The following is a 14893-nucleotide window of genomic DNA, read 5'->3' as shown; positions in this document are numbered from 1 at the left end:
ATGTGAAATTATATTATTTTTCTACAGCATATCCTTTTTCTTTAATTTTATTCACAACTTTTAAAACATATTCATGACAAATCTCATCGCTTTGTGCTTCTACCATCACACGAATCACTGGTTCTGTTCCACTTTCACGCACAAGAATACGTCCTTCATCTCCTAAAGCTTCTTCAACTTCTTTAACAGCTTTTTGAACATCTGGATCATTTTGAGCTAAAGCCTTATCACTCACACGGACATTGATTAATAACTGTGGATAGATTTCTACCTGCTCTGTTAATTGAGCCAGTGTTTTTTTGTTTTCTACCATTGTTTCCATAATCTTTAAAGATGTTAAAATACCATCTCCTGTTGTCGCATGTTTAGAGAAAATAATATGTCCTGATTGTTCTCCACCAATACAATGACCATTTTTCACCATATTTTCATAAACATATTTATCTCCTACAGCTGTTTTTTCATATTGAATACCTACTTTATCCAATGATTTATATAATCCAAAATTACTCATCACTGTTGTCACAATTGTGTTATTTAAAAGTTCACCTTTTTGCTTCATTTCTAAACCACATAGATATAGAATTAAATCTCCATTGACAACACGACCAAATTCGTCAACAGCGATACAACGATCAGCATCACCATCATAGGCAAATCCAACATCCAATCCATTTTCAACAACATATTTCTGTAAAACTTCAATATGTGTTGAACCACAGTTTGTATTGATATTTAAACCATCTGGCTGATTATTAATCACATGTGTTTGAGCACCTAAGGCATCAAAAACACTTTTGGCAATAGCACTAGAAGAACCATTGGCACAATCCAATCCTACTTTAATATCTTTAAAAGCACGTGTTGGAATACTCATTAAATAACCAATATAACGATTTCTACCCATTGAATAATCAATTGTTCTACCAATCTTATCTTTTGTTGCATATGGAATAGGATCAGTTAAACCATCAATATATTGTTCAATCAATGTTTCAATTGTGGCTTCTAATTTATGACCTTTTCCATTAATGATTTTAATCCCATTATCATAATAAGGATTGTGTGAAGCAGAAATCATGATTCCACAATCAAACTCTTCACTTCTGACAACATAAGATACTGAAGGTGTTGTTGTGACATGTAATAAATATGCATCTGCTCCACTTGCAGTTAATCCAGCCACAAGAGCATATTCAAACATATAAGAACTTCTTCTTGTATCTTTTCCAATCACAATTCTTGCTCGATGTGAACGTGAAAAATACCATCCTAAATATCTTCCAACTTGATAAGCATGTTCCACAGTCAAATCAATATTTGCTTCTCCTCTAAATCCATCTGTACCAAAATATTTTCCCATTGTCTTAATTCCTTTCTATATTAATTGTTATTTTTGAAGATGATAACAATTTCATTGTTAATGTTTCATCATCTCCTGCAATTTTAACATTCACTTGATGTGTGCCAACACTCAAACCATCAATATCAATCGTTGCCTGAATATTGTCAACCTTTAAAGCATTGATTTTATCCTCAGTTCCTGTTATGGAAACAGAAGCATATTGACCTTGTCCCGCAAAAGAAACCTTATAATCATGAGAATTATTCAAAACCTTAATTGGAATGTTATCGAATTTTTTTGTAATGACTTTTTCTATTTCTACATTGACATCTACCGTATCCTGTGAAAACTTATTAATTCCTGTGATTTTCTTCAATGACAAATCATTTAACGTTGTACTTGATTTTAAATCGCTGACATCAACATCAACTTCAACTTGGTTGACTCCCTTTAACTGTTCTTCTACTCCAAAAATAGTCACTTCATTTTGTGATAAAGTATATTCAGAAACCTGATATCCTGTTGGTAAATCTCCCACAATATTGGCGTGAATTGGAACAGTTTTACTATAAGAAGACACTTGACATGTGACATGAACATCACTAGGACGCACCTCTACTTTTAATTCGTCGCCATTACTGTCATAAGCTTTGATTTTTGCATTTTGTTCAAAGTCTTCTGTTTGATTAGAAACATCTATACAAGCCTCAACTTTTTCAACTTTCGATAACGTATCTTCACTGGCACGTAATTCTACGGTATCTAAATCCATTTGACTGACACTTACTGAATATTTACTATCCAGTTCATCTTCATTAATAAAGCGATACCCCAAATCAAAAGTACGTGTCACTTTTTTTGCAAGTGTCACTTTAATAGAGCTAGGTATCGAAACAACTTGCAATGATTCTGGAAAATGACGGGTACGTAAATTTAACACATAATCACCCGCATTTAAATCCTGTAAATCTAAATAAACTTCATAATCTTTAGAAAAATTTGTTTTATATATATCTAAAGAGGGACCAACCAACACAACCGAAACACTATCGGGAATACCCGAAGCTTCCAGAGAATCATCAAGATTTTCTACATGTACTGGAACATTTTCTAATGTTGCTCCAGAAGTTGGGCTAGTTAAAATATCTTTTCCAGATACACTATAAAATAAAATACCAGCCATCATAAAAGACAAAATCATAATTGATACTTTACTAGAAAGAATTTTATCTAATATTTGATTCATATAATTATAAAAACGAGCACCCGTATCAATCGCTTTGACTTTTTTTTCATTGACTGTGTCTTTACTTGTAGATTCTTTTGTCGATTGAGCCTTTTCTTTTTCTACAATCTTTAAAAAGAAATCTGTTGTTGTATCTTTTAAAGGTTTATTATTTTTTGCATTTCTAGGACTCATGAGCTTGACCTCCTTCATCACTAGATTTAAACCACTGTAATTCATTAACCAGTGATGCTCTTAATTCTTTGATAGGAATCTTTCTTAATTCACCATTTGTCGCAAAAGAAATCGTTCCAGTTTCCTCACTCACAACAACGGTTAAAGAATCCGTGATTTCACTAATCCCAATCGCTGCACGATGACGTGCCCCATATTTAGGACTTAATTCTTTATTCGTTGGCGGATAAAAAGCTGCTGCACAAGCCACACGATCTCCTTGAATAATCGTTGCCCCATCATGTAAGGGTGTTCCTTCCCAGAAAATCGTTAAAAAAAGCTCACTACGAATATCAGCGTTAATCTTTGTACCAGTATTAATATAATCAATCATGGATTGAGTTCTTTCAAACGTAATCAAAGCTCCTGTCTGTTCCTTTGCCAGTGTTGATATGGCATCAACCAGTTCATCCATTAATCTTTCTTTTTCATCATTACTGATTTCTTTTTTCACACTCATTTTGGTTTGTCCCATTTTTTCAAGCAAAGTACGAATTTCTGGCTGGAAAATAATGATAATGGCTAAAACACCCCAGTTAATAATACTATCTACAAGATAATTTAATGTTGTTAAACCTAATAAACTGGTTAAAAGTTTAACAATCAAAATAAAAAGAACGCCTTTGAAAAGCTGCATGGTTTTCATATTTGTTTTAAACATTGAAATCAAATAATAGAGAATAAACCATACTGCAATCAAATCTATTGCTGATCTTATAAAGTTAATCACAATACTAAGATTCAATCTTTATCACCTACATTTCTTTTTTATTATATCAGTTTTCTATCAAAAGTAAAACGTTACCTTTTTCATTTGTTGAAAATTAACTTTTTAAAAATGAACATAAGATGTTTTTAGTAAAAAAGAAACAAATTCCTTTGCAAATAGGCAAAAAAGTTGTAAGATATGTATGTTATAGGAGGATATTATATGGGAAAAACAATTTTAGTCGAAACTTCTGCAAGACATGTTCATTTATCACAAGCAGATTTAGAAACTTTATTTGGTGAAGGATATGTTTTAACTAACAAAAAAGATTTATCACAACCTGGACAATTTGCCTGTCAGGAAAAAGTCACTGTCGTTGGTCCAAAAGGAGAAACAAAAATGTCTATCTTAGGTCCAACACGTGCTAATACACAAGTAGAAGTGTCTTTAACTGATGCCAGAGCATTAGGTGTCAAAGCACTTATTAGAGAATCTGGAGATATCGAAGGAACTGCTGGTTGTAAATTGGTAGGTCCTGCTGGTGAAGTTGAAATTCCTTGTGGTGTGATTGCTGCAAAACGTCATATTCATATGACACCTGCTGATGCTAAAGAATTTGGTGTACAAGATAAAGATGTTGTCAGTGTAGAAGTGAAATCTGCTGATCGTTCTTTAATCTTTGGAGATGTCATCTGCCGTGTAAGTGACAGTTATGCTCTTGCTATGCATATTGATACTGATGAATCAAATGCTGCTGGCGCTCCTTGTGAAGGAACAATTATTAAATAAAAAAAAGAAAACCTGCAGATCAAAATCTGTAGGTTTTTTCATACTTTATTTTTCATTAACAACATTTTTTAAAGCTGCACTTGCTTTGAAAGCAGGAACTTTACTTGCAGGAATTTCCATTGTTTCACCAGTTCTTGGATTACGTCCTGTTCTGGCTTCTCTTGTACGAACTTCAAAAGTTCCAAAACCTTTTAAAGAAATCTTATCTCCTGCTTTTAAAACATCAGTTAAAGTTTCTAAAAAAGCATTAATAGCAGCTTCAGATTCTTTTTTTGTTAATCCTGATGCTAAAGAAACTTTTTCTAATAATTCATTTTTATTCATACTATAATCTCCATTTCTATGTATATTAGGGTTCTTCCCTAGACCCTATTATAATACAACTCTTAAGTCTTGTACAGTGGGATTTATTCTAAAGATTTTCAATCAACTGAACAAATGCATTGACAGCCTCTTTAGAAGTTGCCCATGATGTGACAATACGAATACGTTCACCACCTGAAACAGCCCCCATATGTGTGACCATAAACTCTTTTTCAATGGCTTCTAAAGCCTTTTGTGGTAAATCAACAAAAATTTGATTCGTTTGAGAAGGTTCATAAATCGAAAAACCTTTTTGAATCAATGCCTGACGAATCAAATCAGCCATCTGATTTTCATAACGACCAATATCTTCATAAAGATGATCTTTCAATAATTCATAAAATTGAATACCTAAAAGACGACCTTTAGCCAACATAGCCCCTTTATTTTTCATATGATAACGGAATTGTGGTTTTAAATCATCATGAATAATAACAAGTGCTTCACCAAATAAAGCTCCCATCTTTGTACCACCAATATAAAAAGCATCTACATTTTTAGCAATTTCTTCTAAAGTAGGTGCATCTGGTAAAGCTAAAGCACTTCCCAAACGTGCTCCATCCATAAAAAGATATAAACCATATTGACGGGTAGTTTGATATAAATCCTGTAATTCTTCACGTGTATAATAAGTTCCCAGCTCCGTTGTCTGTGAGATATAAACCATACGTGGCTGAACCATATGTTCATCTTTATGTTGTAAACAGATATCTTTGATCATATCACAAGTGACTTTTCCATGCACATGTGGACGAATTAATATTTTATGTCCTGCTCCTTCTACAGCTCCTGTTTCATGTACATGAATATGTCCCTCATCACAGGCAATAACAGCCTGATAATGTTTAAGAGCATAGGAAATCATTAACATATTTGTCTGGGTTCCACCAACAAGAAAATGAACATCTGCATGAGGTTGACCTATTTTTTGAAGAATCACTTCTTTTGCTTTCGTACAATATTCATCTTCTCCGTAACCAACAGTTTGAATAAGATTTGTCTGATTTAAGGCTTCTAAAACGCGTGGATGAGCCCCTTCACTATAATCATTTAAAAAACTATACATCTTTCTCTCCTATTCTCGATATAACAATCCATATCGTACATATATTAAATTTAATAAACTTAAAAAATTCATTGTTCCCTGTAAAGAAGATTCACTATATTGACTTTCTGTTCCATCAATGCGATATATCCAGTCAATATCTTCATTTTGATAAGTCTGATTCATTGTCAATAACAATATTTTAGGATGATGTTCTTTAACTTTATTGATCAAAGCATTCATTAGCTGTTCTCTGGCACGAACTGTAATAATAATGACTAAACTGCTTTCATCAATCATATCTAATCTTTGAATTTCATCGCCACGTTCTACAAAGGCATAGATAAATTTTCGATGTTTCAGCATTTTCATCTGAAAATCATTAGAAATGATCTTATTGAACTGATAACCTAACATATGAACTTTTTTAGCTTCATAGATCATTGCACAAATACGATCAATATCAGTCATAGAAATGGAATTTTGAACGAGTGATAAAGATTCAATGGCTTCTTGATACATTTTATTTTTCAAATATTCAGCATCTTCTAAAATATTTTGATTGTCTGAAGGTGATAAATGAATTTCATTTCTTGCAATTTCTAAAGCAATCGCAATTTCATTTTTAAAATTCACAAAACTCTTACAATTCATATCTTTACAAAAACGTGAAATAGTTGCTGGTGAAGTATAACATAAATCAGCCAAATCATTAATACTGATACTTGGGATTTGATCTATATGTGTTAAAATCGTGTGAGCAATCGAATAATACATATCCTGTGGGGAAGATACATTCACATAGGACATCAAAGTATATAAAATATCAACTTCATTATAATCATGAATGGACATGTTGATGCTCCTTTATATATTGTTTTCTTCCCATTTCATATAAATCATTTCCCTGACTGTCAATGATGACTGTCAAAGGAAAATCCTTGACAACCAGTCGACGAATAGCCTCTGGTCCTAAATCTTCAAAAGCAATCACTTCACTTGATTCAACACAACGAGAAATATAGGCTCCTGCTCCACCAATGGCACCAAAATAAACACAATGATATGTTTGCATGGCATCTTTGACGACTTGTTGACGATATCCTTTTCCAATCATGCCACGTAATCCCAGTTTCATCAAAGTAGGAGCATAGGCATCCATTCTGCCAGCTGTTGTTGGACCACCACTGCCAAAAACCTGATGAGGTTTTGCAGGTGTTGGACCGACATAATAAATGATTTGATCTTGCAAGCAAAAAGGTAAATCTTGACCTCGTTCAATCAGTGCAACCAAACGCTTATGAGCCGCATCTCTGGCTGTATAAATAACACCCGATAAAAGAATCTGATCACCTGCTTTGAGTTCTTGTACTTGCTCTAATGTCAAAGGTGTTGTCATATGTTTCATTATAAGATAACCTCCTTATGTCTAGCCACATGGCAACAAATAGATACAGCCACCGGCATTCCTGCAATATGTGTTGGATAAGTTTCAATATTTAAAGATAAAGCTGTGATTTTGCCACCGTAACCAGCTGGTCCAATACCCGTCTGATTGATTTTCTCTAACAATTCTTCTTCCAATTGTTGATATCGCTTATCTAAATGATGTGTCCCAATTTTTCTTAACATTGCCTTTTTCGCAAGATATGTGACATAATCAAACGTTCCACCAATTCCGACACCAATCACCATTGGTGGACAGGCATTAGGTCCAGCTTCTTCAACCACTTTCAACACAAAGTCCTTGATTCCTTCAACCCCATCACTTGGTTTTAACATTTTAACTTGACTCATGTTTTCACTACCAAATCCTTTTGGTGCTACAATAATTTTGAGTTGATTTCCTTCCACGATGTCATAATGAATATAAGCCGGTGTATTATCTTGTGTATTGCGTCTTTCAAAAACCGGATCATCAACAATACTTTTTCTTAAATAGCCTTCCTGATAGCCCTGTCTGACACCTTCCTGTAAAGCTTCCAGTAAAGAGCCTTGAATATGTACATCTTGACCTATTTCAACAAATAGACAGGCCATTCCCGTATCTTGACAAATGGGCATACGGGATGTTTTTGCAATCATCGCATTATCTTCTAATATAGATAATGTCTGTTTTCCAAGCACACTGTCTTCCTCTTGACAGGCATAACGCAAGGCCTGTTGAACATCTTCAGGTAATTCATAATTGGCTTGAATACATAATTCTTTAACTGCCTGTGTAATTTCTTCTTGTTTTATTTCTTTCACGATTCCCACCCTCTTTTGATTATGTTTATTATATATAATTTTCAAAACTATCACAAGAAAAAAAGAATTAAAGAAGATGTCCCTTTAATTCTTGAAGTGATGGATAATATAAACAATAATATCTTAATGACATTAATTCAACTGCTGTCAATAAACTATGTTTTCCCGTCTTTCGATTTTTAGAACGTCCTAAAACCAGTTGATGATGAACAGGTATTTTTAAATCCAGATGAGGATGGCACGTGATTAAAACAACCTGACAACCGGATTTTTTAAGATATTGTAGAAGCTTAGAATGACTGTTGGTAAAATAACCATTGACCGTCATAATAATGGCGACACTATTTGGCGTTAATTGTTTGGCACATTCTAACTGGCGAGATGAATCCATATAAGCCATTGTGAATTTTTCCAGCATTAATAAATCTGTCTGTAAATGCAAGGCTGCACTTTGTGAGAACTGCGTTCCAAAAAAAGCCACAGAATCACTATCATGAATCAATTTTAAAATCGCATCCACTTCATTCCAATCAAGAAATTCAGGTAAATCAGAAATATATTGAATCACTTGTTGAATATATTGCTGAGTTGCCAACTGAGGATGATCTTTCATTGTTTCTAAAGGGATATTAATTAAATTGTTGAATTTTTTATCATGCGAATGAAAAGTATAACACTCCTGTTTTAAATGAGCAAAGTTTTCATACCCTAAGGCACGACAAAAACGTGAGATGGTCGCTGGTGATACAAAACATTCAGCAGCCAGCTCACTAATACGCATATTCGCTATACGATAAAAATTATTGGCCATAAACCATGCAATATTATAATTTGTATCGTTTTCTTGTGCAGTATCCAAAAAAATAATCAGCCTATAGAACAAATTCTTCACAATAACGCCTCCTGTAATACATAATGTCCTGATAAATCAGCACCTAAAAAATCATCTTCTTTTGTTGCTTTGACAATAACACAATCTTCCTCAAATGTAAATGTCAGTTGACAATCTTTTTGTGATGAAAGGATACATGTTGCCTGATGATGTGACTGATCTGTAAAAACAGCAAAATCCCCTATTCCTACACCATTGAGTTCAATTTGAAAAGAAAAACCATCTTGTTGAAAAGCTTTCTTATCAATAAACAATAACAAATCCTGATATTGATAAACATCTTGTTTTGTAAATGAAGTGATTTCATTTTCAACAACAGATTGACGAGGATGACATCCCATCAACAATAATGCACATATGAGTGCTAATCCCCACTTTTTCATCATCCATGCACCCTCCATTTTTCGACTTTATATGATTATAACATAAAATCTTAAAGGAAATATAGACCAATTTCTTCATCTTTTTTTCTATCACATATTTTTTGACAATTACATGAAATTTTAAACAAAATCATTTGTTATAGTGTGTATGTAGTCAGAAATAATTTGTTTTCCCTTCAAATTTTGACTACTTCATGATATCCTTTCCCAAACTGATATCAAAAAAGCAGATGAGGCTCCCACCCATCTGCTTTTTCTTATCATAAAACATTTTGATAAACTCTTAAGACATTCTTATAAAAAATCTTTTCAATATCTTCAGTTGATAATCCTACCTCTTTTAAAGCTTTTTCTAACAATGGCAAATAAGAAGCGTTCTGCAATTCCAGATAAGGTGGAATACCATCAAAATCACTTCCTAATCCAATACAATCAATACCTGCCAGATTTTTAATATAAAGAATATGTTTGACAATATCTTCAATCTTTGATACAGCATGTTCTTCATTATTTTCATGTAAAAAATCCGCCGCATAATTGATTCCCATGACTCCACCACAACTGGCTAATTTTAAAATCATTTCATCCGTTAAATTACGAGCATGAGGGCAAACCTGACGGGCATTAGAATGTGAGGCAACAAAAGGTTTGGTTGTGTATCGGAACACATCTTCAAATCCTGCATCACTCAAATGAGAAACATCAATGATGATGCCTAAACGTTCACATTCTTGAACATAAGCTTTTCCAAACTCTGTCAAACCATGAACATTATCACATGTATGATATCCATGATTAGGATCATCCATAGAAAAATTAGGATAACCTATTCCATTTGAAAAGTTCCATGTTAATGTAATCATACGCACACCTAAATCATAATAGTGCTGGAGATGCTGAATCTGGTTACGTACAACAGCTCCTTCTTCTAATGTCAATAAAGCACTCATACGCTGTTTTTGGATATTGTCTTGAATATCCTGATAGTTTTTCACAACACCTATTAAATCTGGATATTGATTAACTTCATGATAAAATGTATCAATCAGATCATGAGCATATTGCCAGGCATCATCATTCATATTTAATGGTGTAAACATCGCAAAATTCTGTAATAAATAATTACCTTTTTGCATTTTCTCTAGACTCAGATGCAAATCATTATGCTTTAAAGAAATAGACTGTCCGTCTTTTTGTTGAAGATGGATAGCTGAAATAGTATCACAATGCATATCAACAACTTTCATATAACGTCCTCCTTATGAAAAATAAATTTCTGTTTCCTGATACTGCTTTGTCAGCATTTGCGTATCTTTAAGCCAGTTGATTGCTTCATTAATTTCTTCCTGTGTTAATTCCACAATCCCGTAAGTTGCCAGTTGGCATATATCATAAAGACTTTGCCAGAGATCATCAAAATCATGAGTCTTTTCATCAGCCTGTTCACTTTCTATATAAGCACTCATAGCATGAGCTTTTTGAATTGCTTCTTCTTTTGTCATTCATATTCTCCTTCCTCAATCAATCCTAGTTGAAGACAAGCATAATAAATACCATCTTCATCAATCGGTTTTGTAATGAATGTTGCTATTGATTTCAACTGTTCATTACCCTGTCCCATCGCAACACTTTGACTGGCGTGTTGAAACATATCAACATCATTTAACGAATCTCCAAAAGCAATATATTCATCCAAATTCAATAAATGCATTAATTTTTGAATTCCAGTGGCTTTAGACAATCCGGCAATGGTTATATCCGCATAAGTTGATTCTCCCGGTAAAACATGAACACCTTTGACTTTTTGAAAAGGGGCATAATCATATCCCAGTGGTCCATAAACAATCATTGCTTCAACATCCTGTCCATGATAAGTTCCTACTGGTGGAATCTGATTTTGAAAATATTGTTGTGTCTGCAATACATAAGCATCGGGTTCTTTGGTAATGACACGTTGCGTTGATTTTAAAGTCACTGCATAATGATATTTTTCAGCAATATCTAAAACATCTAAAACAGCCTGAGGATCCATCAAAGCATGAAAGATTTCATGTTTGTTGGCATCTAAAACACGCTGTCCATTATTACAGACAAAACCATCCCATTCAAACATATCCATGAGTCCTGTTTTTGTTAATGAATCTAACCCACGTCCTGAAGAAATAATCATATGATAACCTTTTTTCTTTAATAATTGCAGTGTTTTTTGGGTAGATAAACACACTTGATGGTTGACATTATCCCTTAATGTTCCATCAACATCAAAACATAATAAAGGCTTCATCGTTTCCCTCCTTTACTTTTTATATTATATCGAAAATAAACTTATAGATAAAGAAAAGAATTTGTTTAATCAACAAACTCTCCATATTCATTCACTTTCTGTTCATAAAGACAATGATATTGTAAACTCTTTTGAACATCAATGATTCTTTGATTAGATGAACCTTTATAAATTAATTCTAAACTTCTTAAAGATAAAACAAAACGTCCATCGACTAAAGTATCACATAGACAAAGGAGCTCAATAGCTTCTTTGCCTAATGTAAAAATTTCTTCATAAGTATAACCACTATAAATCATGATATGTAAATGTGTCTGCTTTTTTATCTGATTTAATAAAGCAATTAAAGGTTGACATTGAAGAAAAGGTTCTCCACCAGAGAGAGTGATCCCATCTAAAAGTGGATTTTTCATGATATCCGCTATAATATGATCAATATCTTCTAAATAGCCTCCATTTTCATCCCAGCTTTCAGGATTATGGCAACCTTGACAATGATGTGGACATCCTTGTGTAAAGATAGTATAGCGTAATCCCGGTCCATCTACAATAGAATCATTCACAACACCATATAATCTAATCTTTGTTGATGTCATGTTTGACACGATCCTTTTCTTCAGCTTTTTTAGCGTCATTAAAACGTTCCAATGTTCCAACTAAATAACCCGTAATACGACGAATTCTTTCAAAACCTTCATATGGTGTTTCATGACGTCCACATTTTGGACAGACATCATTAATAATTCCATTATAGCCACAGACCGGATCACGATCAACAGGATGATTTATAGCTCCATAACCCATATTGGCATCATGCATCGCTCTGACTATTTTTTCAAAAGCTGGTAAATTTTTGGTAGGATCTCCATCCATTTCAATATAGCTGATATGTCCACCATTTGTTAAAGCATGATAAGGTCCTTCAATCTTAATCTTTTCAAAAGCACTGATAGGATAATATACGGGAACATGAAAACTATTTGTATAATATTCACGATCCGTCACTCCTTCAATTTTCCCATAAATCTTTCTATCTAATTTGACAAAACGTCCAGATAATCCTTCGGCTGGAGTCGCAATTAAAGAAAAATTCAAATGATATTTTTGAGCTGCTTCATCTACACGACGGCGCATATGGGCAACAATCTGCAAACCAAGAATTTGAGCTTTTTCACTTTCTCCATGATGATAACCAATCAGTGATTTTAATGTTTCAGCTAAACCAATAAAACCAATTGTTAATGTTCCATGTTTTAAAACTTCTCTGACTTCATCGGTTGGTTTTAATTTTTCAGAATCCAGCCAGACACCCTGTCCCATTAAAAATGGATAATTCATGACTTTACGTTTACATTGTATTTCAAATCTTTCTAATAACTGATCAATACACAAATCAATCAATTGATCAAGTTTTATAAAAAATTCATCAATATCACCTTTTGACTTAATGGCAAGTCGTGGTAAATTAATAGAAGTAAAGCTCAAATTTCCTCGTCTTGGTGAGATTTCACGTGTGGGATCATAGACATTTCCCATTACACGCGTACGACATCCCATATAGGCAATTTCTGTTTCAGGTGTTCCTTTATAATACTGTTTATTAAACGAAGCATCCACAAATGAAAAATTAGGAAAGAGTCTTTTGGCTGAAACACGACAAGCTAACTGGAATAAATCATAGTTAGGTTCCCCTTTTTGATAATTAATACCTTCTTTGACTCTAAAAATCTGAATCGGAAAGATTGGTGTTTCTCCATGACCTAATCCTGCTTCCGTTGCCAGTAAAACATTACGAATAGCCATACGCCCTTCAACAGATGTATCCATTCCATAATTCAATGAGCTAAAAGGCACTTGTGCTCCCGCACGAGAATTCATTGTATTTAAATTATGAATCAAGGCTTCCATTGCCTGATAAGTTTCTTGATTCGTATCTTGATAAGCCTGTTCTCTGGCATACTTTTGTATACGTTCTACAACATCTAAAGTGATTCCATGCTTACAAAAAATATCTTTTTCAACTTCAAAATAACTTTCATCACTTAAAGATGGTTGAACAGATAAAGATTGTAACTCTTGTATAAGTTCATCCTGATTATCAATCAATAATTTCAAAGCTCCTTTGATAGCTTTCAAATACCATTTCACATAAGACTTTTTCACACCTTCAGCCATCCCATAATCAAAATTGACAATCGCCTGTCCACCATGTTGATCATTTTGATTTGATTGAATCGCAATACATGTCAAAGCTGAATAAGTCGTAATACTATTAGGCTCACGTAAAACACCATGACCCGTTGAAAAACCACCATGAAACAAATCTATAATATCAATTTGTGTACATGTTGTTGTTAGGGTTAAAAAATCCATATCATGAATATGAATGTCACCAGAACGATGAGCGGCACTATGTAAAGGATTCAGGACAAACATTTCATTAAACTGTTTAGCTGCTTCTGCACCATATTTCAACATTGTCCCCATTGGAGCATCAGCATTCACATTCGCATTTTCTCGTTTCAAGTCACTATCCTTAGCATCTTGAAAAGTAATTTCTTCTAATGTTTTCATCAAGCGTGATTTACGATCTCTTGAACGTGTGCGCTCAGCACGATACAAAATATAAGCTTTCGCAATACGTACATAACCTTTTTCAATTAAGGTTTCTTCTACCGTATCTTGTACCAATTCCACTGTAGGTAATTCAGTATGACGTTCTTCTAATTTATGTTCTACAACATGAGCCAAGTCAATAGCTGCATCCAATCCATATTTTGCTTCTGTAGCCTGAAAAGCCTTATAAATGGCTCCTGCAATTTTATTAACATCGAATTGATCCATTCGTCCATCTCTTTTTCTAATATATTGAATCATGAAACAACCTCCTTTTTATAAGTATCTCATATCTAACAATGATTCTCAAATTATTTGTATGATTACCCCAATAAAAAAGGTATCCTTCATAGAATACCTTATCACCTTATTCAATTGTAGAAATTCCTAATTCATTGATTTTATCTTTAATCACTTCAATGGCTTTCTTTTCATCTTCTCCCTCAGTCACAATTTCTATTTGAGCTTTGGTTGGAATTCCTAAAGATAAAACCCCCATCATACTTTTCAAATTAACACTTTTATTTCCATAATTTAATGTCACATGACAATAAAACTGTTTGACAGTATTCACTAATTCTGTCGTAGGAGTTGCATAAAGTCCAACTGGATCTGTAACCGTAAATTTTAAATTTTGAGCCATATATGATTCCTCCTTTACCTATATTTATATTATAACATAAAGATATGGAAAATTTAAAAAAATATAACTTTCATTTTAAAAATTTATTGACTATATTCTTGATTTTCTGACTATT

At 33.3% G+C, this 14893-nt stretch carries 17 protein-coding genes; 1 reads left to right on the top strand and 16 read right to left on the bottom strand.

What is annotated here, in order from left to right:
- Positions 1-13: 13 nt before the first annotated feature.
- Genes glmM through cdaA form a run of 3 tightly spaced genes read right to left on the bottom strand, consistent with a single transcriptional unit; the run spans position 14 to position 3549 of the window.
- Entirely contained in the window at positions 14-1363 is a 1350-nt protein-coding gene (glmM, locus tag ACGHJ8_RS05680) for a phosphoglucosamine mutase (protein ID WP_087358179.1), read from the bottom strand.
- A gap of 4 nt (positions 1364-1367) precedes the next feature.
- Positions 1368-2765, bottom strand: coding sequence for a YbbR-like domain-containing protein (locus ACGHJ8_RS05675; protein WP_205088937.1), 1398 nt, complete (start codon positions 2763-2765; stop codon positions 1368-1370).
- Positions 2755-3549, bottom strand: coding sequence for a diadenylate cyclase CdaA (gene cdaA / locus ACGHJ8_RS05670; RefSeq protein ID WP_087358181.1), 795 nt, complete (start codon positions 3547-3549; stop codon positions 2755-2757). The genes ACGHJ8_RS05675 and cdaA overlap by 11 nt, the downstream gene beginning before the upstream one ends.
- A 186-nt stretch (positions 3550-3735) precedes the next feature.
- On the opposite strand from cdaA, the gene pduL reads away from it, so the two are divergent.
- Complete coding sequence (pduL, locus tag ACGHJ8_RS05665) at positions 3736-4302, top strand: phosphate propanoyltransferase (protein WP_087358182.1); 567 nt, start codon at positions 3736-3738, stop codon at positions 4300-4302.
- 45 nt (positions 4303-4347) lie between these two features.
- Here the strand turns inward: pduL and ACGHJ8_RS05660 are convergent, their stop codons facing one another.
- The 13 genes from ACGHJ8_RS05660 to ACGHJ8_RS05600 form a co-directional block, all read right to left on the bottom strand.
- On the bottom strand, positions 4348-4626 hold the full coding sequence (locus ACGHJ8_RS05660) for an HU family DNA-binding protein (protein ID WP_087358183.1): 279 nt from the start codon (positions 4624-4626) through the stop codon (positions 4348-4350).
- 88 nt (positions 4627-4714) lie between these two features.
- The gene (locus ACGHJ8_RS05655) at positions 4715-5731 is read right to left on the bottom strand and encodes a threonine aldolase family protein (RefSeq protein WP_390542184.1); all 1017 of its coding nucleotides are present in this window, start codon (positions 5729-5731) and stop codon (positions 4715-4717) included.
- Between the two features lie 9 nt (positions 5732-5740).
- A complete protein-coding gene (locus ACGHJ8_RS05650) occupies positions 5741-6565 on the bottom strand; it encodes a MurR/RpiR family transcriptional regulator (RefSeq protein ID WP_390542182.1) in 825 nt (274 codons plus the stop codon).
- Complete coding sequence (locus tag ACGHJ8_RS05645) at positions 6552-7118, bottom strand: Fe-S-containing hydro-lyase (protein ID WP_390542180.1); 567 nt, start codon at positions 7116-7118, stop codon at positions 6552-6554. Before ACGHJ8_RS05645 ends, ACGHJ8_RS05650 begins: the two co-directional genes overlap by 14 nt.
- On the bottom strand, positions 7118-7960 hold the full coding sequence (locus tag ACGHJ8_RS05640) for a fumarate hydratase (protein ID WP_390542178.1): 843 nt from the start codon (positions 7958-7960) through the stop codon (positions 7118-7120). Before ACGHJ8_RS05640 ends, ACGHJ8_RS05645 begins: the two co-directional genes overlap by 1 nt.
- A gap of 67 nt (positions 7961-8027) precedes the next feature.
- Positions 8028-8852, bottom strand: coding sequence for a MurR/RpiR family transcriptional regulator (locus ACGHJ8_RS05635; RefSeq protein ID WP_211964883.1), 825 nt, complete (start codon positions 8850-8852; stop codon positions 8028-8030).
- A complete protein-coding gene (locus tag ACGHJ8_RS05630) occupies positions 8849-9238 on the bottom strand; it encodes a hypothetical protein (protein ID WP_211964884.1) in 390 nt (129 codons plus the stop codon). Before ACGHJ8_RS05630 ends, ACGHJ8_RS05635 begins: the two co-directional genes overlap by 4 nt.
- A 257-nt stretch (positions 9239-9495) precedes the next feature.
- Positions 9496-10482, bottom strand: a complete 987-nt coding sequence (locus ACGHJ8_RS05625) for a dipeptidase (RefSeq protein ID WP_390542175.1) — start codon at positions 10480-10482, stop codon at positions 9496-9498.
- A gap of 12 nt (positions 10483-10494) precedes the next feature.
- Positions 10495-10737, bottom strand: coding sequence for a hypothetical protein (locus tag ACGHJ8_RS05620; RefSeq protein WP_390542173.1), 243 nt, complete (start codon positions 10735-10737; stop codon positions 10495-10497).
- Entirely contained in the window at positions 10734-11519 is a 786-nt protein-coding gene (locus ACGHJ8_RS05615) for a Cof-type HAD-IIB family hydrolase (protein WP_087358192.1), read from the bottom strand. Before ACGHJ8_RS05615 ends, ACGHJ8_RS05620 begins: the two co-directional genes overlap by 4 nt.
- A 65-nt stretch (positions 11520-11584) precedes the next feature.
- Positions 11585-12115 (bottom strand): anaerobic ribonucleoside-triphosphate reductase activating protein, encoded by a 531-nt coding sequence (gene nrdG, locus ACGHJ8_RS05610; RefSeq protein ID WP_211964887.1) that lies wholly within the window; start codon positions 12113-12115, stop codon positions 11585-11587.
- Positions 12096-14396 carry an anaerobic ribonucleoside triphosphate reductase gene (locus ACGHJ8_RS05605; RefSeq protein ID WP_211964888.1) on the bottom strand — a complete coding sequence of 767 codons (2301 nt, stop codon included), beginning with the start codon at positions 14394-14396 and terminating at the stop codon, positions 12096-12098. The genes nrdG and ACGHJ8_RS05605 overlap by 20 nt, the downstream gene beginning before the upstream one ends.
- Before the next feature lie 106 nt (positions 14397-14502).
- Positions 14503-14778, bottom strand: a complete 276-nt coding sequence (locus ACGHJ8_RS05600) for an HPr family phosphocarrier protein (protein ID WP_087358195.1) — start codon at positions 14776-14778, stop codon at positions 14503-14505.
- Positions 14779-14893: the final 115 nt, after the last annotated feature.

Source organism: Massiliimicrobium timonense (genome assembly GCF_042850985.1).
GTDB lineage: Bacteria > Bacillota_I > Bacilli_A > Erysipelotrichales > Coprobacillaceae > Allocoprobacillus.
Note: the sequence above shows the minus strand (reverse complement) of the source record. Positions and strands in the feature narration are given on the sequence as shown.

What these genes read in the sequence shown, in the direction of transcription:
- ACGHJ8_RS05600 (WP_087358195.1), bottom strand. Translation starts at nt 14,778, where the DNA reads ATGGCTCAAAATTTAAAATTTACGGTTACAGATCCAGTTGGACTTTAT.
- ACGHJ8_RS05605 (WP_211964888.1), bottom strand. Translation starts at nt 14,396, where the DNA reads ATGATTCAATATATTAGAAAAAGAGATGGACGAATGGATCAATTCGAT.
- ACGHJ8_RS05615 (WP_087358192.1), bottom strand. Translation starts at nt 11,519, where the DNA reads ATGAAGCCTTTATTATGTTTTGATGTTGATGGAACATTAAGGGATAAT.
- ACGHJ8_RS05630 (WP_211964884.1), bottom strand. Translation starts at nt 9,238, where the DNA reads ATGATGAAAAAGTGGGGATTAGCACTCATATGTGCATTATTGTTGATG.
- pduL (WP_087358182.1), top strand. Translation starts at nt 3,736, where the DNA reads ATGGGAAAAACAATTTTAGTCGAAACTTCTGCAAGACATGTTCATTTA.
- ACGHJ8_RS05625 (WP_390542175.1), bottom strand. Translation starts at nt 10,482, where the DNA reads ATGAAAGTTGTTGATATGCATTGTGATACTATTTCAGCTATCCATCTT.
- ACGHJ8_RS05645 (WP_390542180.1), bottom strand. Translation starts at nt 7,118, where the DNA reads ATGAAACATATGACAACACCTTTGACATTAGAGCAAGTACAAGAACTC.
- ACGHJ8_RS05660 (WP_087358183.1), bottom strand. Translation starts at nt 4,626, where the DNA reads ATGAATAAAAATGAATTATTAGAAAAAGTTTCTTTAGCATCAGGATTA.
- ACGHJ8_RS05655 (WP_390542184.1), bottom strand. Translation starts at nt 5,731, where the DNA reads ATGTATAGTTTTTTAAATGATTATAGTGAAGGGGCTCATCCACGCGTT.
- ACGHJ8_RS05650 (WP_390542182.1), bottom strand. Translation starts at nt 6,565, where the DNA reads ATGTCCATTCATGATTATAATGAAGTTGATATTTTATATACTTTGATG.
- ACGHJ8_RS05620 (WP_390542173.1), bottom strand. Translation starts at nt 10,737, where the DNA reads ATGACAAAAGAAGAAGCAATTCAAAAAGCTCATGCTATGAGTGCTTAT.
- nrdG (WP_211964887.1), bottom strand. Translation starts at nt 12,115, where the DNA reads ATGACATCAACAAAGATTAGATTATATGGTGTTGTGAATGATTCTATT.
- glmM (WP_087358179.1), bottom strand. Translation starts at nt 1,363, where the DNA reads ATGGGAAAATATTTTGGTACAGATGGATTTAGAGGAGAAGCAAATATT.
- ACGHJ8_RS05675 (WP_205088937.1), bottom strand. Translation starts at nt 2,765, where the DNA reads ATGAGTCCTAGAAATGCAAAAAATAATAAACCTTTAAAAGATACAACA.